This window comes from Microcoleus sp. K1-B1 (assembly GCF_036704705.1).
GTDB lineage: Bacteria > Cyanobacteriota > Cyanobacteriia > Cyanobacteriales > Microcoleaceae > Microcoleus.
Window position 1 is genome coordinate 45,298 of sequence record NZ_JAUBSH010000023.1, and the last position, 26,942, is coordinate 72,239.

General features: G+C 46.2%; 23 protein-coding genes. 7 read left to right on the plus strand and 16 right to left on the minus strand.

The window, feature by feature from the left end; genetic code table 11:
• The first annotated feature begins 554 nt into the window (after window positions 1-554).
• Window positions 555-1,826, plus strand: coding sequence for a hypothetical protein (locus QUA83_RS11315; protein WP_333293264.1), 1,272 nt, complete (start codon window positions 555-557; stop codon window positions 1,824-1,826).
• Window positions 1,827-2,117: 291 nt separating this feature from the next.
• Here QUA83_RS11315 and QUA83_RS11320 read toward each other — a convergent pair whose 3' ends face one another.
• Window positions 2,118-2,858 (minus strand): SIMPL domain-containing protein, encoded by a 741-nt coding sequence (locus tag QUA83_RS11320; protein WP_333293265.1) that lies wholly within the window; start codon window positions 2,856-2,858, stop codon window positions 2,118-2,120.
• A gap of 286 nt (window positions 2,859-3,144) precedes the next feature.
• Here QUA83_RS11320 and QUA83_RS11325 point away from each other — a divergent pair, with 286 nt between their 5' ends.
• From QUA83_RS11325 to QUA83_RS11335, 3 genes are all read left to right on the plus strand, one after another.
• Entirely contained in the window at window positions 3,145-3,528 is a 384-nt protein-coding gene (locus tag QUA83_RS11325) for a YkvA family protein (protein ID WP_333293266.1), read from the plus strand.
• A gap of 209 nt (window positions 3,529-3,737) precedes the next feature.
• Window positions 3,738-6,104: a DNA helicase PcrA gene (gene pcrA / locus QUA83_RS11330; protein WP_333293267.1), complete on the plus strand. Its 2,367-nt coding sequence runs from the start codon at window positions 3,738-3,740 to the stop codon at window positions 6,102-6,104.
• A gap of 34 nt (window positions 6,105-6,138) precedes the next feature.
• Window positions 6,139-6,744 (plus strand): hypothetical protein, encoded by a 606-nt coding sequence (locus tag QUA83_RS11335; RefSeq protein ID WP_333293268.1) that lies wholly within the window; start codon window positions 6,139-6,141, stop codon window positions 6,742-6,744.
• A 270-nt stretch (window positions 6,745-7,014) separates the two neighbouring features.
• Here the strand turns inward: QUA83_RS11335 and QUA83_RS11340 are convergent, their stop codons facing one another.
• The 7 genes from QUA83_RS11340 to QUA83_RS11370 form a co-directional block, all read right to left on the minus strand.
• Entirely contained in the window at window positions 7,015-7,215 is a 201-nt protein-coding gene (locus tag QUA83_RS11340) for a hypothetical protein (protein ID WP_015174854.1), read from the minus strand.
• Window positions 7,212-7,646 (minus strand): hypothetical protein, encoded by a 435-nt coding sequence (locus tag QUA83_RS11345; RefSeq protein WP_333293269.1) that lies wholly within the window; start codon window positions 7,644-7,646, stop codon window positions 7,212-7,214. The genes QUA83_RS11340 and QUA83_RS11345 overlap by 4 nt, the downstream gene beginning before the upstream one ends.
• 162 nt (window positions 7,647-7,808) lie before the next feature.
• Window positions 7,809-9,161: an FGGY-family carbohydrate kinase gene (locus QUA83_RS11350; protein WP_333293270.1), complete on the minus strand. Its 1,353-nt coding sequence runs from the start codon at window positions 9,159-9,161 to the stop codon at window positions 7,809-7,811.
• A 379-nt stretch (window positions 9,162-9,540) separates the two neighbouring features.
• Window positions 9,541-10,032: a TerB family tellurite resistance protein gene (locus tag QUA83_RS11355; protein WP_333293271.1), complete on the minus strand. Its 492-nt coding sequence runs from the start codon at window positions 10,030-10,032 to the stop codon at window positions 9,541-9,543.
• A 651-nt stretch (window positions 10,033-10,683) separates the two neighbouring features.
• Window positions 10,684-12,111, minus strand: a complete 1,428-nt coding sequence (locus QUA83_RS11360) for a serine/threonine-protein kinase (RefSeq protein ID WP_333293272.1) — start codon at window positions 12,109-12,111, stop codon at window positions 10,684-10,686.
• Between the two features lie 326 nt (window positions 12,112-12,437).
• Complete coding sequence (gene ilvB, locus QUA83_RS11365) at window positions 12,438-14,273, minus strand: biosynthetic-type acetolactate synthase large subunit (protein ID WP_333293273.1); 1,836 nt, start codon at window positions 14,271-14,273, stop codon at window positions 12,438-12,440.
• Window positions 14,274-15,016: 743 nt separating this feature from the next.
• Entirely contained in the window at window positions 15,017-16,315 is a 1,299-nt protein-coding gene (locus QUA83_RS11370) for an MFS transporter (RefSeq protein ID WP_333293274.1), read from the minus strand.
• 353 nt (window positions 16,316-16,668) lie between these two features.
• Between QUA83_RS11370 and QUA83_RS11375 the strand changes: the two genes are divergently transcribed.
• Window positions 16,669-17,007 (plus strand): P-II family nitrogen regulator, encoded by a 339-nt coding sequence (locus tag QUA83_RS11375; protein ID WP_006633346.1) that lies wholly within the window; start codon window positions 16,669-16,671, stop codon window positions 17,005-17,007.
• 116 nt (window positions 17,008-17,123) lie between these two features.
• Here the strand turns inward: QUA83_RS11375 and rdgB are convergent, their stop codons facing one another.
• The 8 genes from rdgB to QUA83_RS11415 all read right to left on the minus strand — a co-directional run bounded on the left by rdgB (window position 17,124) and on the right by QUA83_RS11415 (window position 25,427).
• On the minus strand, window positions 17,124-17,714 hold the full coding sequence (gene rdgB / locus QUA83_RS11380) for an RdgB/HAM1 family non-canonical purine NTP pyrophosphatase (protein WP_333293275.1): 591 nt from the start codon (window positions 17,712-17,714) through the stop codon (window positions 17,124-17,126).
• 15 nt (window positions 17,715-17,729) lie between these two features.
• A complete protein-coding gene (locus QUA83_RS11385) occupies window positions 17,730-18,350 on the minus strand; it encodes a hypothetical protein (protein ID WP_333293276.1) in 621 nt (206 codons plus the stop codon).
• A gap of 156 nt (window positions 18,351-18,506) precedes the next feature.
• Entirely contained in the window at window positions 18,507-19,931 is a 1,425-nt protein-coding gene (locus QUA83_RS11390; RefSeq protein ID WP_333293277.1) for a phosphoglucomutase/phosphomannomutase family protein, read from the minus strand.
• A gap of 290 nt (window positions 19,932-20,221) precedes the next feature.
• Entirely contained in the window at window positions 20,222-20,956 is a 735-nt protein-coding gene (gene folE / locus QUA83_RS11395; RefSeq protein ID WP_333164827.1) for a GTP cyclohydrolase I FolE, read from the minus strand.
• Between the two features lie 103 nt (window positions 20,957-21,059).
• Entirely contained in the window at window positions 21,060-21,785 is a 726-nt protein-coding gene (locus QUA83_RS11400; protein ID WP_333214385.1) for an SDR family oxidoreductase, read from the minus strand.
• A 241-nt stretch (window positions 21,786-22,026) separates the two neighbouring features.
• Complete coding sequence (gene accA, locus QUA83_RS11405) at window positions 22,027-23,007, minus strand: acetyl-CoA carboxylase carboxyl transferase subunit alpha (RefSeq protein ID WP_333238375.1); 981 nt, start codon at window positions 23,005-23,007, stop codon at window positions 22,027-22,029.
• Between the two features lie 559 nt (window positions 23,008-23,566).
• Entirely contained in the window at window positions 23,567-24,589 is a 1,023-nt protein-coding gene (locus QUA83_RS11410) for a long-chain acyl-[acyl-carrier-protein] reductase (RefSeq protein WP_333035377.1), read from the minus strand.
• 145 nt (window positions 24,590-24,734) lie between these two features.
• A complete protein-coding gene (locus QUA83_RS11415; protein ID WP_333293278.1) occupies window positions 24,735-25,427 on the minus strand; it encodes an aldehyde oxygenase (deformylating) in 693 nt (230 codons plus the stop codon).
• A 70-nt stretch (window positions 25,428-25,497) separates the two neighbouring features.
• On the opposite strand from QUA83_RS11415, the gene QUA83_RS11420 reads away from it, so the two are divergent.
• Both QUA83_RS11420 and QUA83_RS11425 read left to right on the plus strand, forming a co-directional pair.
• Window positions 25,498-25,689: a hypothetical protein gene (locus tag QUA83_RS11420; protein ID WP_333293279.1), complete on the plus strand. Its 192-nt coding sequence runs from the start codon at window positions 25,498-25,500 to the stop codon at window positions 25,687-25,689.
• A gap of 231 nt (window positions 25,690-25,920) precedes the next feature.
• Window positions 25,921-26,739 carry a carbohydrate ABC transporter permease gene (locus QUA83_RS11425; protein ID WP_333293280.1) on the plus strand — a complete coding sequence of 273 codons (819 nt, stop codon included), beginning with the start codon at window positions 25,921-25,923 and terminating at the stop codon, window positions 26,737-26,739.
• The last annotated feature ends 203 nt before the right edge of the window (window positions 26,740-26,942 follow it).

Below are 26,942 nucleotides of genomic sequence, written 5' to 3' on the forward strand. Positions count from 1 at the left end.
TGGTGGCTAAAGCGGGCAAGTTGCTGTTCAAAGAGCTCTCCTCGTGAGTTAGATCACTCCAAAATCTGGCCTTGCTTAATCAGGGCATGAAAAAAATCAGTTGAAAATCCCGAATCTTTGTGGATACTGGTTTCTCTGACTTGCATATTTAACCTTTCCTAGCGTAAATCAGCAACGTCCACAAAACAAATTACTTAATTCAATAATTTAATAGTTTATTTGGTTTTACAACTCTATACAATATCGCTTTTAAGCGTTAAATTATAAAGTGGAAATTCACATTAGTTTAGAATGTTTATTAATTTTAATCGGTTAACAAGTCGGGATAAAGGAGTTATTTTAAGATTGCTAAGCTAAGACTGTTCCCTATGTGCGATCGCGTGCCTTCACCTTATTCAAGGTCGAAGGAACAGCGAGTCCCTAGCGCGGTAGCGGTAAGTATTTTTGAGAATCTACTTCTTAAGTAACAGTCAAAATCTAGTTCTTAGGCAGTAGATTTTGTGAGAAGTATATAGTTAGCCTAGTAAATGTAACAGTAATACCCAAGGATATCTATGACTGATAACAAGCCGCCTTTTAACCAGCCTGAAGCCAATCGTGACTTCCAAGAAAAGAATGTTGACAATAGCGAAAACCAGCAGCTTCAGGCTCAGACTAACGAAAATGCAGAATCAACGGAAGATCAATCATCAGGTTCAGGCCTTGGTGCGAGGATAGCGGGAGCAGCAGTCGGTGGTATACTAGGTGCTCGCTCTGGAGGCATTATTGGTGCTGTAGCAGGCTCAGTTGCTGGCGCTATGATTGGTAAAGGTACTGCTGATACTGTTAACCGTGCTGTAGATAATTTAGGGGATGCAGCACACAGCGTAGCAGACGGTATTACACACACTGTAGAAGAGCTAGGGACAGTAGTAAAGGAAACTGCTGAGGAAGTTAAACCATCTATCAAAGCTACAGCAGAAGCAGTCAAGGAGACTGTTGAGGAAACCAAGCCTTCGATTAAAAGTATAGCCGAATCTGTCGATCAGACAGTTAAGGAAGCGAAGCCTTCTGTAGTAGATGCAGTCAAGAGCGCATCCGAGGAAGTCAAACCTACAATTAGAGAAGTAAAAGATTCTGTCAAGCAGACAGTCGAAGGTGTCAAGCCTTCTCTACAAAGTGCAGCGGACTCTATTAAGAGCACTGCCGATGAAATTAAGCCTTCTGCCAAAGCTGTAGCTCAGGAAATTGAGGGGGCAACTAAGGATCTGAGATCGACTGTAAAAGATACAGCGAAAGCAGTTGAGCCATCTATAAAAAGTGCAGCCGAATCGCTTAAGTCATCTGGTAAGAGTGCAGCGGAATCAATGAAGTCATCTGCTCAAAGCGCCGCTGAATCCGCTAAAGGTGCAGCGCAGGATGTTAAGTCATCTGCCCAAAATGCTGCCGAATCTGCTAAAGGTGCAGCGCAGGATGTTAAGCAGGATGTTAAGCAGGATGTTAAGTCATCTGCCCAAAATGCAACTCCATCTCATCAAGGTGCAGGGCATGATTTTAAATCATCTGCCCAAAATGCAGCCGAATCTGCTAAACCTCCAGTGCCTGATTTTAGGTCCTCTGCCCAAAATGCAACCCCATCTCCTCAAGGTGCAGCGCATGATTTAAAATCATCTGCCCAAAATGCAGCCGAATCTGCTAAACGTGCAGCGCACGATGTTAAGTCATCTGCCCAATATCTAGCCGAATCCGACGCGGAGGGAAATAAGGATAGCGATATTCACATCTCCGGCAATCCTGAACTCAAGGACAAAGTGGTCATTCATGACAAGAGAATCATTAAGGACTAGGTAAAGTAAGGACTTAACTCTAGCTTGTTAAAGCTAGGGCTAAGAGAGTTTAACAGAGAGTGGATCTGAGAAAAGAGTCCACTCTTTTCTGTGTATGAGAAATGCGATCGCCTACGGTTTAACAGAGAGTCTATTTATTGAGGAACTCTCCCCCTGAAGAAGGAGAGATTCCGTTTCTAGACTACTGGCAGAAGTGGTTAAAACGGCTAAAGTTTTTTGTAGAAAAAGCTGCTTGATAAATCGAGAAATAGTTAGGGTCAAGCTGATGTGGCCAGTTCAACCCCAAACTATTTAATATCCAAATTGTAAAGTCACAGAAGCTTCTACTTGCTGTTCGCCTCCCACCACAGGCGTTGTAGCATTAGCAGCAGCAGCGCGATCTGCAGCAAACTGCCGGTACATAGGAGGCGGCGCGATCGCACCGTTGACTTGAATGCCCAGAATGTCTCCCCGCTTGAGGTTGAGGGCGCTCAACACTGCATCCGCTTGCGATTGAGCATCTTGAGTTGCTTTGCGGAGTGCTTGTTTTCGAGCTTGTTCGATCGCACTTTCGGCGGCGGCAAAACTCACGCCGTCGATGCGTGTGGCTCCGGCATTCACCGCATCGTCAAGCAAAGTGCCGGCAGATGCAGTATTAATCCGAAAACTGACGGTATTGGTCGCCGTATAGCCTGTCAAGCGCTGTTGGTTGTTGTCGAAGTTATAAATGGGATTGAGGGTGATGCCGGCAGTTTCGAGTTTTTCGACTTGGCGCGATCGCAGCAACTGTACCACAGCGGACGATCGTCTCGCCGCTTCCTGCTGCACCTCGGCAGCCGTTTTCCCCTGCACCTCAACCCCCAGCCGCACTTGCGTTTGAGTTGTAGGAATCGCTTCCACACCCCGGCCAGTCACAGTCAGCGTTCTGATCCGCTGTTCCCCGGCCACCGCCGGATCTAATCTCACGAAACTGACGAGAGTTAAGGTTAAACACAACGCTGTTAGCAGACTACGGAAATTAATGCGATCGCCACGTTGCAAATTTGAACTCATAAACTTGATTCTCCTCACATACAACAGATGCTATACTTTACCTTCCCACTGAAATTGCTAAATATCCGGGTTGTTACATTTTTAGCAACTAAAAAAATAGTCAGTAATTCTGAAGAAATTGTGAGTTATTATAATGTCCGCAGGACGCTCCACTCAAAAATTGGTGTTCTGGGCAAAATAAGAGGTTTGGCAACGATAAATATAGAAACCCACCCAGTTTATGACACTCGGACGCAACTACTATTTCCTTTTAAATAAAATATAAAAATGATAAAATTGTTAAAAAATGCAATCGTTAAAACAAGTTGCCCGCCGACTCAAAAAAGAGACTTACGCGGTTTATTTAGCCAGTACAGACCAGAGAGTACCTTGGTACGCCAGAATTTTAGCAGGGCTTACGGTGGCCTACGCTTTTAGCCCGATCGACTTAATTCCTGACTTCATACCAGTTCTCGGCTACTTGGACGATTTGATAATTGTACCCTTGGGAATTTGGCTGGTACTGAAGATGATTCCGCCACAGGTTTTAGCCGAGTGTCGGGAAAAAGCAGCCGCAGAAATAGAGCGAGGAAAACCGATAAATCGGGCTGCCGCTGTTGTGATTATTGCCATTTGGATTGGCTTGGGAATATTAGCAGCAATTTGGCTGACACGGATATTTAAACGTTAAAAAAAATTATCTATCTATTTATAGTGTAGGGTGCGCGCCGAGCACCTTACCTTAAACAACTCGCGTGACCCAAAAATATTTAAAGTTCAAAAAATCACCTATCTAGTTATAATATAGGGTGCGCCTAGCGCACCTTACGTTAAAAAAACTCGCAGTATCGCATACCAAGTATTATTTACCGCTTAAAAAATTAAACTAACTTTCTAGCTATGACTCAAACCACTGATTTCCTCAGCCACCTCAACCCATCTCAGCGCCAAGCAGTCGCCCATTATAACGGGCCGCTGTTAGTAGTAGCGGGCGCTGGTTCCGGCAAAACCCGAGCTCTAACTTACCGAGTTGCTAACTTAGTTCGCACGCATCGAGTTGATCCAGAAAATATTCTGGCGGTGACATTTACAAATAAAGCCGCCAGGGAGATGAAAGAAAGAATTGAGAAATTGCTGGCAACTCAGCAAGCTGAAGCCGAATATGGCAAACCTTTGGTAGACTTAGCCCCGGAGGTGCAGACGAAATTGCGATCGCAAATTTACCAAAGAATTACCAAACATATTTGGATGGGGACTTTTCACTCTTTGTGCGGTCGCATTCTCCGCTACGATATTGAAAAATATCAAGACGAAAAAGGTCGCCAGTGGAAGAAAAACTTTTCGATTTTTGATGAGTCAGATGCTCAAAGTCTCGTCAAACAAATTGTCACCAAAATACTGAACCTCGACGACAAGAAATTTGACCCGCGAAAAGTCCGCTATGTCATAAGCAACGCTAAAAATAAAGGGTTGTCGCCTCAAGAATACCACGCAGCAGAACCGGATTATCGAGGTCGTGTGATTGCCGATGTTTACAGTCGCTACCAAGACGCTTTAGCAGCCAACAATGCCCTAGATTTTGACGATTTAATCCTTGTTCCCGTTAAACTTTTGAGCCAAAACGAGGAAGTATTAAGTTACTGGCATAAAAAGTTTTGTCATATTTTAGTTGACGAATACCAAGATACCAACCGCACTCAATACGATTTGATTCGGATGTTGGTGACAAATAACGCCGACCCGAAAAGCTTCGATAAATGGCAAAACCGCTCGATTTTTGTCGTGGGCGATGTCGATCAATCAATTTACAGCTTTCGGATGGCCGATTATACCATATTGCTGGAATTTCAAGAGGATTTCGGAGATGGTTTGTCGGACGAGAAAACTCGGACAATGGTAAAATTAGAGGAAAATTATCGATCGCGCGAAAACATCCTGCAAGTGGCGAACCACTTGATCGAACACAATACCGAACGCATCGAGAAAATTCTGCGCCCGACTCGCGAACCGGGAGCTCCGATTGTTGTCTGGCGCGCCGACAACGAATTAGATGAAGCGGAATTTGTAGCAGGTCAAATTCATTCCTTGAAGCGCCAAAATTCCGAATACGAAAACGGCAGTAACTTTGCGATTCTCTACCGCACGAATGCTCAATCTCGCTCCTTTGAAGAAGCGTTAATGCGTTTAGACATTCCTTACAATATTGTCGGCGGCCTGAAGTTTTACGATCGCAAAGAAATCAAAGATATCCTAGCATACCTGCGGACGCTTGCCAATCCCGACGATAGCGTCAGCCTCAAACGCATCATCAATACTCCCCGCCGCGGCATTGGCGATACCACATTTTCCAAAGTCGAAGACGCTGCAACTCAATTGGGCATTCCGTTGTGGGAAATCCTCAGCGATGAATCTTCTGTCAATACTCTCGCAGGGCGATCGGCAAAAGCTATTATTAAGTTTGCCGAAATGATTGGTCGTTGGCAATCGCAAGTTGAAACTCTGCCGGCTTCGCAAATTGTCCAAGGAATTATCCAAGATTCAGGCTACATTGAAGATTTGAAAAATCAAGGAACCGAGGAAGCAGAAAATCGCATAGAAAACGTCAGAGAATTGTACAATGCAGTGCTGCAATTTGAAGAACAAAACGAAGAACCGACGCTGACATCATTTTTAGCAAAAGCATCTTTAGCATCCGATTTAGATGACTTGCAGGAAGAAGATTCCCGCGTGTCGCTGATGACGCTGCACTCAGCAAAAGGGTTAGAATTTCCCGTAGTATTTCTAGTGGGAATGGAACAGGGTTTATTTCCCAATTTCCGCAGTTTGGACGACCCGAAAGCGATCGAAGAAGAACGCCGTTTGTGCTACGTCGGCATCACTCGCGCCCAGGAATTGCTATTTCTCACCCACACTCGCGAACGCCGCCTCTGGGGAGGTTTCCGGGAACACTGCACCCCTTCGCTATTCTTAGGAGAATTGCCGACACATTTGCTGGCTGGAAGTGCGAAGAAAACTAAAGCGGGAAAAACGGCTGCCTCGAAAGGAAAAACTAATAATTCAGCCGCTAATTCTGCGAGTTCTCAAGCGGGAAACAATGGACAATCGGCGGATTGGAAAACGGGCGATAAAGTTTTTCATCATGCTTTTGGAGTTGGAGAAATTACCCACGTTTTGGGAGAAGGTGACAAAACTAATCTGGCAATTAAGTTTACGGGTTTGGGCAGAAAAATCATCGATCCGAGAACAGCTAAGTTGCAGCGAGTGTAATAGAAAAGCTGAAATAAAAACAACATCAGATTTTATGCCTTACAGTCAATTTACAACGATCGGCAAAGTTAAAAAAGCCTTCAATCTCACAGCAGTCGAAGGAATCAGATTTCTGCCGGAAATCGAGCCGATCGCACCTACGACTGTTTTGCAAACCCTGCTAGAGACAAATTTGCCTTGGGCGATCGCTACTAGCACAGAAAAAGCCCGTTCTGAAGCTATTATCAACCCTGTATTGCTGGAAGTTCGCAATATTTTGAACCAACAAATCAGCGTGTTTTCGGGTGAAGAATTTAATGTCGATGCTGCTGTTGGACTTACAGGAGTTTGCGATTTTCTCATCAGCCGTTCCCCCGAACAATTAGAAGTTGAGGCCCCAGCAATTGTGATGGTAGAAGCTAAAAAAGGAGATTTGAAAGTAGGTTTGGGTCAATGTATTGCTGAAATGGTGGCGGCCCAGAGGTTTAATGAAGCGAAAGGGATCTCGATATCAGCCATCTACGGTAGCGTTTCCAGCGGCACAGCTTGGCGGTTTCTCAAGCTGGAAGGGCAAATAGTGACGATCGATCTTACCGATTATCCACTACCTCCCGTAGATAAAATATTGGGATTTTTAGTCTGGATGGTGCGCCAAAATTAGCATATATCAAATCTGCATTCAAAATCCGCGATCGGAGTCGGCGGTTAAAACCCCTACTAAACAAACGAAGTCCCAGGAGAGGGGGACTCAAAAGAAATGATTCAAGACTCTTCCGCAGGGAATCGCCCCTCGATCGATCTTATCTCACATCTTGCACCATTCTCGCTTAACAGGCAAGATGCCTGTCCCACAAGAAAATTCACTCTTTGTGGAACAGGCATCTTGCCTGTTCATAAAAGACTTATTAACAATAATGCAACATCTCATATCTTATTCGACTACCTGAGATTCCACACGCCTGTATTTACCCGCCAAACGTTCTCGACGCTGGCGGCGGTTGTCAGCTTCAAATATGGCGATTAATTCATCCAGGTTTAGAGTCAAAGCGTCCAACTGTTGGCAGACTTCACGCATCTTTTCAACGTGTCGCTTTCTGGTTTCAGCGTCGGGGATTCTAGGTTGTTGATTCATGACAAATTCCAATCCATTTTGATTTCTCGGATAGTTGCTTCTGGGAGCATCTCATATTTGTAAAAACACTTCTTCTGGCTCCTTCCTTCTTCCTCTTTCCTTCTTCCTCTTTCCTCCTGCCTCCTGCCTCCTGCCTCAAAACTCCAATTTCTAGCTTGGCTGCAAAAGTGAGATGCTCCCGTTGCTTCTGAGGCATCGACAGCCGCCTCTGTTTGTTCTATCGTTCTATACAGAAAGTTTAACGTATCCGCAGTCGCAGCGGGTTGAGATTCTGCTACCTGCTGCAAAAGCCTGTACAAACGATTGTAAGGGTTTCTCAACCTTTCCTTAACATTATCCAGGGATTCTAGTTCGGGGAGTGTCGCTTCTGTCTCGCCAAACTGCTGCATTAAAATGTATTCTGTGGCGGTTGTTTCGTTGAGGATTTCCACTAGCCGCCGCTGCAATGTGAAAATTGTGTTCAGGATGTCATCAGGTAGCTTTGCTATTGTCCTTAATTATTAGGGATAACAAGTTAACACAATATATCAGAATGTTTGCTTCCTCTCATTTTGGTTTTAATCGACTGCGATATTAGTCCAAATTTACCACCTTTAAATTTGCATTCCATGGTTCGCCAATAACGCACTTCCATAAGCAGCCGCAGTATGAATAGGCGTTTCAACAGGCACTTTCAAATAACGCTTTCTAATCGCACTCCAAGCCGCATTTTTTGCACCACCGCCAGCAGTATAAACTTTTGTCAAAGGAGTTGCACCCAATTCTTGCAATAATTGATATCCCCGCGCTTCAATCCGCGCTATGCTTTCTAGCAAACCGTGCAGAAATTCCACTGAATTAGTTGGGCGCGGTTCGAGTCTTGGCGGCAAGTTCGGGTCGTTAATCGGAAAGCGATCGCCATTTTTCAACAATGGATAATAATCCAGCAAACTCTCTTGTTCTGGCTCAATTTGTGTGCTATAATTATCCAACTCAACATCAGTAAAAAAGTGTCGCAACACCGCACCCCCGGTATTAGAAGCACCTCCAACTAACCACAAATCGCCTAATTTATGACTGTAAATTCCGTATCTAGAATCATCTACGCGGGTATGACTTAACAGTTTGACTGCTAGTGTAGAACCGAGAGAAGTTACTGCTTCCCCCGGTAAATTGACACCGCTTGCTAAAAATGCGGCAATGCTATCGGTTGTGCCAGCACAAACCATACAATCGCGGGGAAAACCGAAGCGATCGCCCACTTGAACTCTCACTTCTCCCACAGGCGTACCCGGTGCGACAACTTGTGGCAATTCAGGAGTTGCAGCGCCCGCAATTCCCTGTGTCAGCCAATTCGGATAGCACAAAGTATCAACATCGAAACCGAGTTTCAAAGCATTGTGATAGTCGCTAATTCCCAATTTTCCGTGCAGCAGAAATGCCAGCCAGTCAGCTTGATGCAGGAAATAAAGCTTCTCAACCACAGGCAAGATGCCTGTTCCACAAAGACTGACAGGCAAGATGCCTGTTCCACAAAGACTGAATTGTGTTGTGGGGTGGGCTTCTAGCCCGCCCTCCTGCCACCACAGAAGTTTTGCCAGACTGGATGTAGCGCTTAATACTGTGTGGTGGGCAGGGGCGATCGCCCGCAACTTCTCTGTCACCGCTGCACCGCGCCCATCATTGTATAAAATGGGTTCGCATACTGGTATACCGTCGGTATTGCACAGCATGACAGTGGAAGATGTGCCGTCAAGGGCGATCGCCCTTACCTGGTTGCGGATTGTTGGGGGAATTTGCTCGATCAAATCCCACAGCGCATTTTGCCACACCGAGGGCAATTCAGGCTGTTGTTGCCCGTTGTTGGCAAAAGTATATTCTGTCTCACAATGTATTGTACCCTGGGAGTCTATGACAGTTGATCGCGCGCCCGTGGTGCCGAAATCTATTCCCAAATAAAGATTCATTTGCCACTCCCGCGAATTTTTCTATTTTGAGTAAACCAAAAAGTTTATTTGCATTAAGGCTAAGACCAACTGTCACAAATGGGGGTTACAGTTTAGGTATGTAGTTGCGCTTCAGCGCTCTTTCCTAAGATAAGAGCGCTGAAGCGCAACTACATACCTTTGTCGGCCTTGCTGAATTTAGGGTATGAAAAGCTAAATATGCAAGTCATAGAAACCTGTATCCATAAAGCTTCTGGATTTTAAACTTATTTTTTTATACCCGATTAAGTAACACCCAAAAGCAGTTATATCCCAGAGTTATTGAAGAATTTGGGATCTAACTGCCATAAAAATTAATGAAACAAACTAAACTTTTTTCAAGTAACACAAAGCCCTTCGATTAACCTAAAACCTCAGTTTGTAGTAGCGCTTTACGTAATGCCGTTACTGCTTCTTCTGTTTCTATCAACCTATGGAGAGCAAGCGCAATATCATCTTCAACCTTCAGCAGTTTAGCTGCTTTTTTTACAGCTTTTTGCTCTTCAAGTGAGTAATTGTCATCTGCACGAGCCATTTGAATTGCATGATACAACAATGACCTTGATTTTGACCAAGTAGAAACATCAACTGTAATCTTGGTGAGCAGGCTTTCTAAATCAGCATTTTTGTATTCAAATGTTTTGTATTTTTCTATTACTTCTTCAGGAGCGCCAGCCATGCGCTGATGATTTAGTAACCAATTAAGTTCGGCTTCTGAAACCTCTCCATCAGCTCCAGCAATAGCGAGCAGTGCATATCCATAGCTAAGGTATGCTTCAAGGGGAATTTCGGAAATACCCAAGTTGTTTTTCAGAAATTGTGAAGCAGGTAGTGCGTCTTTAATATTCGTCATCAGTTACCCCTTTAATTTTTGTGAGAATTTATTGTGGTCAGAGAAGTGTTGGTTTATAAAGGTAAACCGTTGGGATACGTCGCTGCTAGACGTTTTTCACGGATTTGTGATTTACAACAATTTTAAGTATTGCACATATAAGTGTTATTTAAATATTTAAAAAATATTTATACCAAATCCGGGTTAGCTACCCCCTCTATGATGCTACCGTGTACACACAAGTTGCTCGCTGACCCATATTGTAGAAACCCTGTTTCCTAGCACCTGGATTTCTCGTTTTGCCGAATCAATAACTTAAAATTTATGAAAATAAGCTTCCTTTCTGAGATTCATGCGAGACTTTGGTTTCAGGAATTGTGTGGAAAGATTTCGGACTTGTGTATACAGGGTAGCTTCTTAAGGATGCGAGGGGGATTGGGACTCGGCGATCGACCAGAGATACAATTGTTTTCAGGCGATTGTTGACACCTATGGGCTGACCCCCGTGTCCCTACTTTCATCCCTTAAACTTTTGTCCCGCACTCAGGACAAAACTTATTGGTCGAAACATTCTTCGCGCAGCAACTGGGACAATAAACCAACTCCGCAGAGTGCAACTTGCTACGCGATCGGGCAAACCAACCAAGGGCTGAAATCGCTATAGATTACAGCTTACAGCTCTCGATGCGAGAGAAGAGAGAACCAGACAACCAACCCCAACCACCCCAACACCCCAACAACCCAACCCAATCCTTCTCCCCCCCACGCAAACACACGCGCACACGACGGGAGGTGCCCCCGTGGTGCTTCTAGATTAAAGGTTAAATCATCGTACTCCAACCAACCTTTCCTCCCCTTTCTCCTCTTTCTCCAACCCACACGATCGCCTAGCTTGCATTCAGTGTCATAATCAACTTTACCGCCTATTTCTAACCAGATTTTTTTCTGGACACTAAAGCCGAAACGACCCTGACTATATTTTACCCACAACTGGTCGATCGTCCGCAAATCATCGCCAGGAAAATTCTCGATCGAGTTCGTATCGAACCAACCTTCCTTCTCCCGTCTCGCAGCTTTTAACATCACCTTGAATGTTTCCCTATCCGCCTCTTTCCACTCCCCTGCTGCCAATAAATCCCGCAGACAAGTGTAGTCAACACCCTGCGCTGATTTAAGCGAGTCTGGTGGCGGTGCCTGTGGAGGTGTTTGAGCTGATAATTGAGGTGATTGAGAAGCAAGATCCTGCAAAACTTCAGTAGCAGATTGATAACGTTTTTTAATAGCAGGTTGTATCATTTTATCTAAAATCTGACCCAGTTCCGAACTGACAGATGTTTTTAAGTGTTCTCGCCACACCCACTCAAACTCGCTATCATCGAATAAATCAATCGGTTTAACCTGAGTTAACAGAGACAGACAAGTGACACCCAGACTATAAATATCACTCGCATGAATAGCTTTACCGTTGGCTTGTTCGGGTGCCGTATATCCAGCCGTCCCGATTCTCGTTCCCGTTAGCCCTAGAGCCGTTTGTGTCGCATATTTCGCGGCTCCAAAGTCAACTAAAACCATTTGCTCATCTGGCCGAAGAATAATATTTTCTGGCTTGATATCCCGGTGAATAACTTGGCGAGAGTGAATGAACTCGAATACTGGCAGTAAATTATTAAGCAAATTGCGAAGCTGTGTTTCGCTAAAATATCCCTTAGATTCTAGTGCTTCGGCTAAATTTTCACCGTCGATGAATTCTTGGACTAAATACTGCCGTCCATCTTGACTAAAATATGCTAATAAGTCGGGAATTTGAGAATGTTTACCCAACTGTTCTAGGCGGACTGCTTCAAGCTCAAATAACTCTGCAGCTTTCTGGATACTAGAAGTGCCTTGAAGTTGGGGGTAAAATTGTTTAATAACGCAGGGAGGTTTTGAGGGTTTATACTCGTCAATAGCTAGAAAAGTGCGCCCAAATCCCCCTTGTCCAATAATTTTTTTGGCTCCGTAGCGATCGCCCAATAGCAGTTTATTCCCACATTTTTGACAGAATTTTGTATAGCCATACGGGTTTTGGAATAGGCAATCAGGGTTTAGACACTGGCTCATAAAATATGCTTAGAGATTACAGATTAAAGCTCTCAATGCGATGCCAGCGGACATGGTTTTAAATGTGAAACAGCAGATCCGGGTAAGGACATGGCATTGCCGATATGTGTCAACTTAAGTCTGAAACCTGTGTATCTCTCGCTTTTATCCGAGGCCAGATCCCCCTAAATCCCCCTTAAGAAGGGGGACTTTGATCTGACTCTTGTCCCCCCCTTCTTAAGGGGGGCTAGGGGGGATCTGGCCTCGACGATAAACAGCAGTCTATGACTACGTTTGACCTTAAGTTGAGACTAATAGGCACTGCCTAAGTCCCCACTCAAAACTCGTTAAACTTTTGTCCCGCACTCAGGACAAAACTTATTGGTCGAAACATTCTTCGCGCCGCAACTCGGACAATAAATCAACTCCGCAGATTGCAACTTGCTACGTTCAGGCAAACCAACCATTTGAGCGTTGCTCTTACCTGGAACTACCATCGGATAGCAGTTTTCGTCCCTCGTCACCTTGACGTTCATCAGCACCGGGCCGTCGTGAGCGAGCATTTGAGCGATCGCATCTTTGAGTTCCTCCGGCCGCGAAACCAGCATCCCTCTCACGCCATAAGCTTCTGCCAGCATCACAAAATCCGGCATTCCCACAGTCATATTCGACGACGAATAACGCTCGCCGTAGAACGCCTGCTGCCACTGCCGCACCATGCCTTGCCAGCCATTATTTACAATCACAATCTTGACATTAATGCCGTATTGTGCTAGCGTTCCCAGCTCTTGAATATTCATTTGCACGCTAGCATCGCCAGCAATACAAATCACTTGCTCATTGGGTAGCGCCATTTTCGCGCCCATAGCAGCCGGCACCCCGTAACCCATCGTGCCCAAACCAGCGCTCGAAATCCAGCGGCGCGGCCCGTTGTTCAAAAATTGAGCCGACCACATTTGATGTTGACCGACATCTGTTGTGTAGTAAGCATCCGGCGCTTGAGTAGCCAACTGAGAAATCACCTCTTGCGGAGACAAAATGTCTGGGTAATGAGGCACAACTAACGGATAGTCCTGTTTCCACTGATCGATCCTGTGCAGCCAGTCCGCAGTCTGTCCAGCCTTCCCCGAAACTCCAGTCTCCCGACAGCGACGCAGCAAATCGATCAAAACTTGGCGGACATCTCCGACAATCGGCACGTCAGGGCCGCGATTTTTGCCAACTTCTGCCGGATCGATATCGATGTGAATCACCTTCGCCCGCGCGGCAAACTCGTCTAATTTGCCGGTCACGCGATCGTCAAACCGCGCCCCTACAGCAATCAGCAAATCGCACTCGGTAACGGCAAAATTAGCGTAAGCAGTGCCGTGCATCCCCAGCATTTTCACAGACAAAGGATGGTTTTCGTCAAAGGAACCTTTGCCCATCAGCGTTGTCGTCACCGGCAATTGGAAAAGTTCCGCCAGTTCCTTAATTTCCTCGTGGGCCCCGGCCGCGATCGCCCCGCCCCCCACATAAAGCAAAGGACGCTTTGCTTCCTTCAGCAAATAGATTGCTTGATTAATTTGCCGAGGATTTCCCTTCACCGTCGGCCGATAGCCCGGAATTCTCACTGCTCCAGGTTCCACGGGCAGATAGTCAAATTCTTCTAAACCCACATCCTTGGGCACGTCAACCAAGACTGGCCCCGGCCGCCCTGTACTCGCGATGTGGAAAGCTTCTGCCACAATTCGCGCCATATCTCTCGGGTCGCGTACTACATAGGAATGCTTGACAATTGGCAAGGTAATCCCGTAAATATCCGTTTCCTGAAACGCATCAGTGCCGATCGCCGGCCGGGGAACCTGACCGGTAATAATTACCATCGGGATCGAATCCATGTGTGCCGTCGCAATCCCCGTCACTAAATTAGTTGCGCCGGGGCCCGAAGTAGCAAAACAAACACCAACTTGTCCGGTAGCGCGGGCGTACCCGTCGGCCGCGTGAGCAGCACCTTGCTCGTGGCGTACCAGAATATGTTTGATAGCGCCAGTTTCTTCTGCACGGTAGAGTTCGTCATAAAGCGGCAGAATTGCACCGCCGGGATAACCAAAAATATGCTTGACACCGTGGCGGATCAAGCTGTCAATCAGAGCAAATCCACCAGTTGCACGCCTGATGGTCACTTTAGTTTTTAGTTGCACAGAATTTCCTTCCTTAAACTAATTATGATTTTTAATGAAAGCTTTTATACTACTTTAATCTCAATTAATGAAACTAGGAAAATTTAAGTGGTGAGATTTTACAAAAGATTTCGCGATCGCAGAGGGTTCGCGCGATCGAGACATTGTGGAACAGCAGAGGAAGAAAAGAAACAGAGGAAATCGCGGTCTCCATGCCGGTTTACCACGATATGACGCTTTTAGAGCATTGGTGATTCGGCATTCGACAAGAAAAACAATCGTTTCAGCAATTAAGAACGTCCTAATCATCAGGGCGGTTGCTATGTTATGGATCGATCGCGAAAAGAAAGCCCTCTTCCCTCTTCCCATTGGTGTCAACACTAGCCTAAAACCGTTGATAAATTTTGTTGAGTCGCGAGTCTCCCTCCCGCTCCCATTCCCGTTAAGAAGGGAAACTAAAGAGAATGCTCTGGTTCCCCCCAACTCTCAAGGGATCTGGACAATCATCGTCAATCGATTTTAGATTTTAGATTTTAGATTTTAGCATTGACCCCAAGGATAAATTCGGGGGGCAAGTTTCATCGGATACAGGTTTTTTATTTCTGGGTTCTGAGTCGGCTTTCGGAATGAATCCGGGGGCTTGTATCCTGGATGCTTTCGGTCAAACAGTAGCTCGGTACTACATTTGACCCTAAGTTGACGCCAATCCCCTGTTCTTCCTTCTTCCTTCTTCTTCCTTCTTCCTTCTTCCTTCTTGGCAAAGTTTAAAGAACATCCTGCAAGACTTTGCGAGTATGTTTCCAAGCTGCCATGCCCATCACCGAGACCAAAAAGCCCAAACTCAGCAACACGATCCGCAAGCCGAGGTCATCCGAGCCGACTGCTTTGCTGACAGCATCAGTCAGCGGGCCAGTAATCGCTAAAGGCAGGCTCAGAGCAATATTAATCGCATTGTTTTCAAATCCAAAGACTTTGCCCCGCATAGATTCTGGAGTTTTTTCTTGAATCAGAGCTTGCATCGGGCCGTTAATTAAGGAAGCACCAAAACCGAACAGAGCGCTCAATCCGAATCCCACCCATAACTGTCGAGTAAAGGCAAACATTGCTAATACAAAACCCATCATCAAGAAACCGATTAAAGGCAGAGGTTTGTGGTGCATTCGATGACCCCAGTGTCCCAAAAAGGCTGCGCCGAAGACCATTCCAATTCCCGCAGCAGCGAGCAAAAAACCAAATTGAGTTTCTTTGAGACCTATTTTGCCTGAAAGCGCGATCGCCAGCACCTGAAGCGCGGCAAACACGGAATACAAAATCGTCAACTGCACCATCGCGTTGCTGACAAGGTGATTGTGTTTCACATAACGCAAACCTTCCTTGAGATCTTGCCAAGGATGGACGTTTTTGCCACTGCTGCCGGCATGACCTTCTTTGATTTGCATAGCATAGATCAAACCTGCTGATATCAGGTACAACCCGCCCAGCAAAAACTCTTGAGAAGCTGATCCGAAGCTGTGTTTAACCCAACTAAACAGCGGTTCGCCGATCGTCATCCCGATAATAATCCCGCCCATTGTAGAGGAGGCGAACAGAGCATTTGCTGACATCAGTCCCTCTCGCCCCACGGCCAGGGGGACGGCTGCCGCTTCAGCAGGAGCAAAAAATTGCGTTACGGTAGAGATCAAAAACGTCATCGTCAACAAAACCACAAAAGCTTTGGGCAAAAACGGCAAAGCGACAATCAACGCGGCTCGAATCACGTTGCACGCGATCAGCATTTGCTTTTTGGAAAAGCGGTCTACCACGATACCGGCTACGGAACCAAAGACGATCGCCGGCACGGTGTAGGCGATCATCACCGCTGACAGCATAGAATTTTCCGAATGTTGCCAAGAAACAGGCCAGGGTCGGTAGTCGCCTGTTTTCAGCAGAATAATCAGCAATACGTAAAAGATTTTATCCGCCACTTGGGCCAATAACTGGCCCGTCCACAAGGCGAGGAAGGGGCGATTTCTCAGTAGGGCATCAAGCCCGCTGCGGTCAGGGGGAGGGCTGGCTGGGTGCATAGGAATAGTTTAACTGACCGCCTCTGGCAATTATAGTTTTCAGCAATACGTGCAAATCTCACATAGGAAAGCGGAAACTCGGAAAACTCCTGTCTCCTGGGGTCTTTTTCTGTTTTAGCAGATCGGCGGGGGACGGCTGCTGCAGTCTTCTTAACTCTACCGCGATCAGCCGGAACCGAGAGCCCGCGCCCCCGAAAAATCCAAGAAGATTGTTAAAGGTTGGCCTGCATTTCATCGCGAGTACAAGATAGGGTAATATACTTGACAAAATACTTGCTGTTGGCAGTGATATTAAAAGATGTCACGCCGATTAAGTAATATAACGAAGGTACTAACTGTTAGGAGTGAAAAACTTGAAAAAGGTTGAAGCTATTATTCGCCCCTTTAAACTAGACGAAGTGAAAATCGCACTCGTCAATGCTGGTATTGTGGGGATGACTGTTTCTGAAGTTAGAGGTTTTGGCCGTCAGAAGGGCATGACAGAACGCTATCGCGGTTCTGAGTACACCGTTGAGTTCTTGCAAAAGCTCAAGGTGGAGATTGTTGTGGAAAACGATCAGGTTGACATGGTGGTTGATAAAATTATCGCGGCTTCCCGCACGGGCGAGATTGGCGACGGCAAGATTTTCATCTCTCCTGTAGAACAAATTATTAGGATTCGGACTGGGGAAAAGAACTTGGAGGCAATCTAAGATACTGGGGCATTGGGCATTGGGCATTGGGCATTGGGCATTGGGCATTGGGCATTGGGCATGGATAATTGGTACTAATCACCAATAACCAATAATTAATGACTAATGACTAATGACTAATGACTAATGACTAATGACCCCATTTGTGGTATTAGAGCGTGGAAGGCTCGGCCTCGGTGAGAGTGCGATCGCTTGATATCCGGTGTCATTTCTGCAAACGTCTGTTGCTGTGCGGGTACGTAGAAAATGGGGTCATATCCGAAACCTCCCGTACCGCGAGGAGTGTGGAGGATTTCGCCGCGGCAAATTCCTTCTACTTGCAAGGCAATTGTACCGTCGGGACGGGCGATCGCGATCGCGCAAACAAATTGTGCTTCCCGGTTTTGTTCGCTACCCAATTCTTTGAGAAGTCGAGATATCCTGTCAGCATCGGTTTTGCCGTAGCGTGCGGAGTAAATCCCAGGTTGGCCGTCGAGTGCGTCTACCATTAAACCAGAATCATCCGCGATCGACCATTTGCCCGTGGCTTTTGCGACTTCAGACGCCTTCAAGCAAGCATTAGCAATAAAAGTTTCGCCTGTTTCCTCGATTTCCAACTCTTCCGGTTTGAGTTCCAATTCCCATCCCAAATCCTGAAGATAAACTTGCATTTCCTTGAGTTTACCCGGATTGCCCGTAGCTACAACTAGCAATTTGCGATCGGTCATTATTTCTCTTAAAACTTATGGCTCCATATTAACAAAATATTGGGGAAATGGTTGCAACAAAATTCCCAAAATCTTATCAACATCTTGAATATAGTATTCAATCGGATCGATATAAACAGTAGTTTCATCCAAAATCAAGAATTTCCAGTTAGTACCCGTCGTCACCGCGCCGTAAATGCGATCGACCTCACTATCTTGGTTTTGATTGAAACATTGGGCCGCTACCATTGCCGCTACGCATTGACCCAAACCGCCAATGATATCTTCCTTTTTTGCCTCAAAAATTGTTATAACCGGAGCACTGATAAACAATTGTTCTGAAGAACCGCTAATAATATAATCACAAAATCCTTGCAAACCTCTTTCTGGATCGACAGTAAAATCCTTACCGGAAAAAAGAGAAACTCGTTTGTTTAACAATCGCCTAACTTCGGCTAAAATCGGGGCAATCAAAAATTCTGAGCGAGCTTTTTCTGTGGAAATAAAAGTTGCTAGCGGTACATAATCAATCAGGATTGTTGTTAAAATTTCTGATGGTGAAACTGGTTTTGTGTCGGCAAATAAATTGCGACTTTCATCTAAGGTTAATCCAAAATCTTTTTTTACTCTCGCAAGGCTGAAATCGCTGTAAGCCATTTGCTTTTATCCTAAAATTTATCTGATATAGCAATAGTATTTCATTGGTGAGTAAGATTTTTTTTACCGCAGAGGGCGCAGAGGACGCAGAGAAAGAGAGATTGGAGATCGAGTCATCCGCGTTCATCTGCGTTTATCTGCGGTTGAAAACTCCGATTAATTATGCGCCCAAGCTTTCGCCCAGTTTAAGTTTTGCATAACTTCTTTCAATGTCGCCGCTTCTGAGTACAGCCGCAACACTGGTTCGGTTCCGCTAAACCGAATTAACAGCCAACTTCCGTCGGCTAAACGGAATTTATATCCGTCAACTTTGTTGCAATCTACAACTCCTTTGCCGGCGATTTCTGTTAAGGGTTTATTTTGCAGCAGCGACAGCAAACGCGACCTTTCTTCCATGTTGGCTAAGTGCAAGTCGATTCTGTCATAAGCTGAAGTAAAGCTGGTTTCTTGTTGCAGTCGGGTGTAAATTTCGCTTAAGTCTTCCCCGGATTTGACAACTGCTTCTAACAAGTACAGCGCTGCCAGCAAAGCATCTCGTTCGGGAATGTGCGTACCGTAGCCAATTCCTCCCGATTCTTCGCCGCCGACTAAGACTTGGGTGGTTAACATTCGATCGGCTATATACTTGTAACCGATCGGCGTTTCAAATAATGGCAAGTTGTACAGCTTGGCAATTTTGGGAATTATGTCTGAACCGCTGACTGTTTTGATGACTTCCCCGGTCAAGCCGCGCCGTTTTGCTAAATGTTCGATTAATATGGGAACGAGGATTTGTGAACTGAGAAAGTTGCCGCTAGAGTCAACTGCTGCAATTCGATCGCTATCTCCGTCAAATACAAATCCGATGGACAAACCAGAACTTTTTCGCTGGTGAGTACGCATCACCCGAAATAACTGCGACAGGTAGCGCGGCAAAGGTTCCGGTGCACCGCCGCCAAACAGCGGATCTCGATCGCTGTTGACTTCATGTACCGTTTCTTCTAAAATTTGAGCTAATCCTCCGGCGGCGGCACCGTGCATTACATCTACAAATACTGTAATTTTGCCGCTGGCGATCGCTTCTTTAATCGCCTCAATATCTACCATTTCCCGCAAGGTTTTGCAGTAAGCCGGCCAAGGATTGAAATTCTCCAATTTGCCGGGAGTTGCTGAAAGTGCCGCCGGATTTTCGAGTTTTGCTTCTATCTGTTGAGTAACTTCGGGCGAAACTGAACCGCCAAATCCGCCCTTGACTTTTAACCCTAAATATGCACCTGGATTGTGGCTGGCTGTCAGGACGATCGCACCCAAAGCATTTAATTGTTTGGCAGCTAAACTGAAAGCTGGAGTGGGGGCGTAGGATTCGCTAAGCAGCACGTCAAATCCTGCGTTTTGGATGGCAATAGCCGCTGTTTTGGCAAATTCTTCAGCCAGAAATCGGCGGTCGTGACCGACAATTACGGTACCGCTGCTGCCATCGCTACCACCAGTTTGTGCGAGAACTTGTGCCGCTAGGGGAGCGACTAACGCTACGCGATCGAATGTAAAATCGTCAGCAATGATGCCGCGCCAGCCATCTGTTCCGAATTTAATAGGATTCATTTAGTCACAAGTCATAAGTCACCCGTCTATTTTATGGGTTTCTCAGTCGATCGTCATCTGATTTTAGATTTTAGATTTTAGATTTTAGATTTTAGATTATGGAATTGCTTCCAGAGCTTTTACTCTGGCTATTGACTGTTGACTGTTGACTGTTGGCTGCTGACTGTTGGCTGTCCTTAGCTAGCCTTGCTTGATAGATTAAGTTGGGTTTCGTCTCTCAACCCAACTTACTAATTACTGTTAACTGCCAAATGCCAACTGCCAACTGTCAACTGTCAACTGTCAACTGACTAAAAGAATGCCGGTTGGTGGCGGATCAAATTCAGGAATTCTTCGCGAGTTTTCTGTTCTTCTTGAAACACGCCCAACATCGCACTCGTAACTGTCCAAGCACCAGGTTTTTGCACGCCCCGCATCGTCATGCACATATGGCTGGCTTCCATTACTACAGCTACTCCCTGCGGTTCCAATATTGTCTGAACTGCTTCAGCAATTTGGCGCGTCAAACGTTCTTGCACCTGCAATCGGCGGCTGTACATCTCAGCAATTCGGGCTAATTTACTCAATCCCACTACTTTTTGATTGGGAATGTAAGCGACATGAACTCTACCCATAAACGGCAGCATATGGTGTTCGCACATACTGAATACGCTGATGTCTCGTACCAGTACCATTTCGTTGTGGCCTTCGTCAAAGATAGCGCCGTTGAGGAGTTCTTCTAGGGATTGACTGTAACCACTGGTGAGAAACCGCATTGCTTCTGCTACCCGTTTTGGGGTTTTGAGCAATCCTTCGCGTTCGGGGTCTTCTCCTACTCCCAGCAGCATTGTGCGAACGGCCTCCATCATTTCTTCTTGGCCTACTTCTGAGGGTTTGGGCACGCTGGATTCTTGACCGTGCGAGGAATTGCGATCGGGTCGAGTTGGGATGCGCGGGGAGTTATTATCTGCGGTTTGTAACAGTTTCATGCTGTCAGTCGAGAGAGAGTTCGAGCCATTGGAATCGGTGGAAGATGCAATTGTCATAACAAGTTGGTGTGAGGGTGAATCGATTTTTGATTGGGGGATATAGCTAGAGATTCAAAGATTGTTGAATTCGAGAAAAATCCAGCAGTCTAAAATCTCAAGTTCACAAAACTCCTGCGTTGGACATGAGTGTGATTTCTTCAATTACTGCACTCGCTGGCAACTGAACTGCGTGCAGAATTGATTGGGCGACGATTTCTGGGGTTAACATGGCGGTGCGATCGAAGTCGGCGTCTACGGTGTCTGTGTCCCACAGGGGAGTGTTGACAGAACCCGGACAGATTGCTGTTACGCGAATTCCGTGAGCCCGTTCTTCGGCGGCTAAGGTTTTAGACAAAGCCATGAGACCGAATTTGCTGACGCAGTAGGCTCCCCAGTTGGGGAAGGCTTGGGTGCCGGCGATCGAGGAAACGTTGATGATGATTCCAGATCGGCGATCGCGCATGGAGGGCAAAACTCCTAAAATGCACTGCCAAACGCTAGTTAGATTGAGGTCTAGAACGCTCTGCCACTCGGCTAGCGGCGTTTCCGTCAAAGAGCCGGTATAGCCCATACCAGCGCTGTTGACCAGGATATCTACGGAACCCAATTGAGCTGCGATCGCGCTGATGCTGCTTTGCACTTGCTCAATTTTTGCCAAGTCTAAGGGATAAGCTTCTGCTTTCACTCCGACTGCTCGGGCTGCGGCGGCAACGGCTTCTAAGTTTTCCGACTCTCGGCTAACTAAGGCCAGATTTATGCCCTCGGCGGCGAACGCTAGAGCCGTCGCTTTGCCAATACCGCTGCTGGCTCCGGTAATCAGAGCCTGCTTTGTTGTTGGATGGTTCATTCAGTGTCCTAATACTTTCGCTCGGCAACTCCCTACAGCGTTGCAGCCTTCTTCGGCAAATTAGACAACTGTCTGCTGCGGGTGATAACAGTTAATTATGAGATGAACATTAAGAACTGTTAAGCCGTGTCACCTGAGAAATTATAACACTGCTGACAGATCCGCAGAATAATGAGCTGTGAATTATGAGTTTAAAGTAAGAGATTTTTAACCTATAACTCACAGCGCTGAATCGATCGGCTCAAGCCGCAATTTCAGTGAATACACCGATGTGGCGAAACTTTTGATACCGGAGCTCGCGTCGCTGCTGACCCGTAAGCTGGGTTAGTTCTGCTAAGTTTTCTAACAAAGCTTGTTTGAGTATGGACGCAGCTTTGAGGGGATTCGAGTGAGCGCCGCCGATCGGCTCTGGTACTATTTGATCGAGAATGCCGAGGTTTTTCAAGTCCCAGGAAGTGATTTTCAGGGCTTCTGCAGCCAAGTTAGCTTTGCCAGAGTCTTTCCAGAGAATGGCGGCACAAGCTTCGGGGGTGGCGACGGTGTAGACGGAATGTTCCAGCATCAACAGCCGCTCGCCGACACCGATACCCAAAGCACCGCCGGAACCGCCTTCGCCGATGACGGTGCAAATAATGGGAACGTCGAGGCGAAACATTTCTCGGAGGTTGCAGGCGATCGCCTCTCCCTGTCCGAGCTGTTCTGCTTCTAAGCCCGCCCAAGCCCCCGGAGTGTCGATAAAGGTGAAAATTGGCATTCCGAAGCGATCGGCGTGTTCCATCAACCGCAGGGCTTTGCGATAGCCACCGGGAGCAGCCATGCCGAAGTTGCGGGCGATATTGTCTTTTGTGTCGCGCCCTTTTTGATGGCCAATGATGACTGTGGGACGCCCGTCTATGCGGGCAATTCCGCCGACGAGGGCCGGGTCGTCTCCGCCGCGCCGATCGCCGTGAAGCTCGATCCATTCGTCGCTAATTGCCTGAATGTAATCGAGGGTGCTGGGGCGGCGCGGGTGACGGGCGAGTTGCAGCCGCTGCATGGGGGACAAGCTGCTGAAAATTTCTTGTCGCAGTTGGGCTGAGCGAGCTTCGAGTTTGCGAATTTCGTCGGTGACATCGACGCTGTTTTCTGCGGCGAGTTCGCGAATCTGGTGAATTCGGGTTTCGAGTTCGGCCAGGGGCTTTTCAAAATCTAAGAGTAAGGGTTTACGGTCTGGGTTTGGCACGCTGATAATTTCTATAAGGTTTTGTCAGGTTTTGTCGATCGACTATTTCCAGATCCTACCCTGTCAGGGGATGCTGAAAAAGAGAGGATATTTGGAAATTTTAAATTTTGAATTATGCTTGGCTTACTAAGCTTGTTGAGAACCAGAGACTTGAGCCTCGTTTTTTGCTACACTATTTTTGCTTACTTCTGATTTTTACGGCCCTATTTCCCCGCGCTCCTGGGTTCCCCATCGCCACAAAAGACCTAACCCTGCTGAACTGTTCTCAAGTCCAAAAAGTGACACCAGCGCGATCGAACTCACCCCTTCGGAAGCTGTAACAGCCGTTTCTATATTACCTTTGGTCGCCAAAATTAAAATATCAGAAGAATTAAAGAAAAACTCTTGCCACCAATCACATCCGCTTGTTCCGAACTACAAACTACTTTTATTCGGGTTTTGCGAGCTGATCTCATGTTAATAGTTAACTGTTAAAAATTAACTATTAACTTTATAAAAAAAGTTACTGGTTATTATCAGAAAAACTTTCCTCAATAACCAATAACTACAACAAATCACATCAAAATGACATTAAAGGTCTGAAACCGTGCTTGACAGAAATATGACCTATTTGCTCCATCTTTTCTACAGTAATTTGATTCCGTCCCCAAGAAAAATTGGTATACATTTTTTCAAATTCCAGCAGCATTGATTCAGCAAAACAGGCAAACAACTGTCGGCCCGGTACATCCATATTGACAATCTTCATAATTTTCCACTCAATATCGAGGGAATGCTCCACAATGCCGCCATTGAGTACGTAAATTTCTGGATGCTGAACCTGAGTTGCCAGATTTTTCGGATAGCCACCGTCAATCAATAAACAGGGTTGCTTCAATGTCTTAGGGTCAATTTCTACTCCCTTGGGCATACTGGCTACCCACACTACAATATCGGCTTGGGGGAGGGCTTCTTCCAAGTCCATAATTTTGCCTCGCCCCAATTCCGATTGCAAATCTTGCAATCGTTCTTTGTCGCGGGCAATGAGCAACAATTCTGCTACATTTGTTTTAACATTGAGCCAGCGACACACAGCACTGCCAATATCGCCAGTAGCACCACAAACGGCTACCGTGGCTTTTGAAAGTTCAATCCCCAATTTAGGGGCTGCTTCTTCTACTTGGCGGCAGAGGATGTAAGCCGTGTGAGTGTTACCAGTGGTGAAGCGTTCAAACTCCAACTTGAGATTGCGAATTTGCTTAATTTGCTGCAAGTTGAAAGTCTCAAAAATGATCGAAGAAAAGCCGCCTAAAGCAGTGATGTTAATCCCGTTTTTTTGAGCGTGTGCCATCGCATTAAGGATTTTGCGAGTAGCTGCTTTAATCCGGCGAGTGGCTAGCATTTCTGGCAAAAAACAGGATTCCACATAGCGGCCTTCTATTTTTTGTCCAGTGATGCTTGTTACCGTGATCTGATCAACTATTTGGGGCGGTGCGCTGCACCAAAAATCGAGACCTTGATCGGCATATTCTGGATAGCCCAGCTCGTTAGCTACTGATTGGGCGTGTTCTAAGCTGGTTAAGTGACCGATTAGACCAAACATTAAGTTGTCAAATGAAGGAAGATTGAAGATGGGAAGATGGGAAGATGGGAAGATGGGAAGATTAAAAATGTATATTTTAAAATGAGGTATCCCATTTTTTATTTTTAATTTTTAATTTTTTTCCCATTCCTTATTTCCGAATTAACTAGGCTGCGAGGCCTTGTGCTGACATCCGCATGATATCGCGGCTGTTAAAGCCTATGTTGCCTAGGGCTTCGCCGTAGGCAATCATAAAGTCTTCGATTAAAGCGTCTTTTTCCATTCCCAAAACGCGGGCATCGTCTGCGACAGAGTTTAGCAGTCTCCAGATGATGGGCAGGTTTTGGCGGTTGGCGGCTTCGAGTTCGGCTTTGGATTCCTCAAAGTGAGCTTGCAGCCAGACTTCCCCAAAGTTGAGGTGGGTGTATTCTTCTTTGACGACGCCTTCGGTGATTTTGCGAGCAAAGTCATCGGCGACGGGGATGTAGATGTTGTAAGCTGCGATCGCAAAACACTCGATAATTAGCGATTGAATCAACAAGCAAGTTACAATCTGACCTTGGGCCGCGGCCGTCTGGAAGTTTTTGTGCAACTCCGAAAAGAACTGCTTGGCAAATGCCATGTCCGGCGTGACTTTAAGATTCCGGCCACAAGCTTGGAAGCCTTTCATGTGGCGGTTCTCCATCTTGGACAAGCCAACTAACTCTGCTTTTTTGTCAGCCAACAGTTCGGCCAGTGTCAGGTAATTGTCGTGAGCTTCTTGTTCGCCTTCAATCACAATGGCGTTGATGCGGCTGTAAGCATCTTTGTAAGTTTCGGTTTGAAAGTCAATTGTTGGGCTGGCCTCAAGCTGGGGCATAGATATGTAGTCTCCTCATATAAGCTTGTGGGATGTTTGGAAACCCCTTTTAAATTGGGGGTGAGTGACAGTGCACTTTACCTTTTTTGAACGCACCCCATCTAAATCAGAGATTATAGCTGAGGGTTCTTTCGACAAAGAACTTTTCTTTGACGTTCCGGGAAAAACTGGCGTCCTCAGCGTGTTTGCCGGACTTTTGCCGTCAAACACTCCAGAAAGACTATCGCTAGAATGCTATCTATTTACTAATTACTTGAATTAGTCGTTAGTCGATCTTTTGCCCGGAAATAGATGATAGAAATACGGTCTATGTCTCCACCTTTCAGGGTTTTACAGTACCAACTCTATCTATAACATTATATCCTAATCACAACTTCCTCCCTAGGTACTCCTTCTTTCCTTCTACGACTATTATGTTGTTGTATGGGAATCTGGGATGCGATCGGGTTGGAGAACCTCACAGGCTTATTATTTTAGGTTAATTCACAAATTTATGGGTAAATCTTTTGACAGGTCTCAAGCGCTGGAACTGCTGAGTTTTATTTGCTTGCTGGCGGGTGCTGCGCTGGTGCTGCTGCCACTGGCTGCTGTATTTTTGGTTTCTTTATCACCATCTAGTGTCGGTGTCAAGACCACAGGTCTGACTTTTGCGAACTATCAGGAGGCTTGGCGACGGGGGAATTTTTTGTTGGCATTCCTTAATTCTACTCTAGTGGCGATCGCAGTGACGGGTTTTCAGGTGGTGACTTCTGCTTTGGCCGGTTATGCTTTGGCCAGACTGAAGTTTCGGGGGCGACAGGCCGTAGTTTTGGGGGTTTTGGCGACGCTGGTAATTCCGTTTCAGCTTTTGGTGATTCCGATTTTCGTGGTTTTGAAGTGGGGCCATCTGCTGAATACTTACGGGGCGCTGATTTTGCCGACGGCGGCTAACGGTTTTGGGATTTTTTTGCTGCGCCAGTATTTTATGACTGTTCCCGTGGAGTTGGAGGAGGCGGCAATGCTGGATGGGGCTAACCGCTGGCAGGTTTTGTGGCAGGTGATGTTGCCTTTGGCCCGCCCAGCTTTAGTGACGCTGTTTTTGTTTACCTTTATCGGGGAGTGGAACGATTTGTTTAAGCCACTGGTGTTTACGACGCGGCCGGAGTTGCGGACTGTGCAGTTGGTTCTGGCTGAGTTTCAGGAACAGTTTACTAGCAGTTGGCAGTTGTTGATGGCGGCGGTGGTAATTGGAACTGTGCCGGTGGTATTGCTGTTTTTGGCCGGTCAGCGCCAGTTTATACGAGGGATTGCGGCGACGGGGATTAAGAATTGAGGTGGAAATGCTTGGCAATTAAGTTTGTAGTCATTTGTTGAACCATTCTCTAGAACAGGCAAGATGCCTGTTCCACAAGAACATTTAGTATTTGTGGAACAGGCATCTTGCCTGTTGCTGACATGGGTAAAAAGTGTGAATTTGTAGTCATATAAATTCCGGTAACACCGGAATGATATAGAGGACACGGCAGTGCCGTTTCC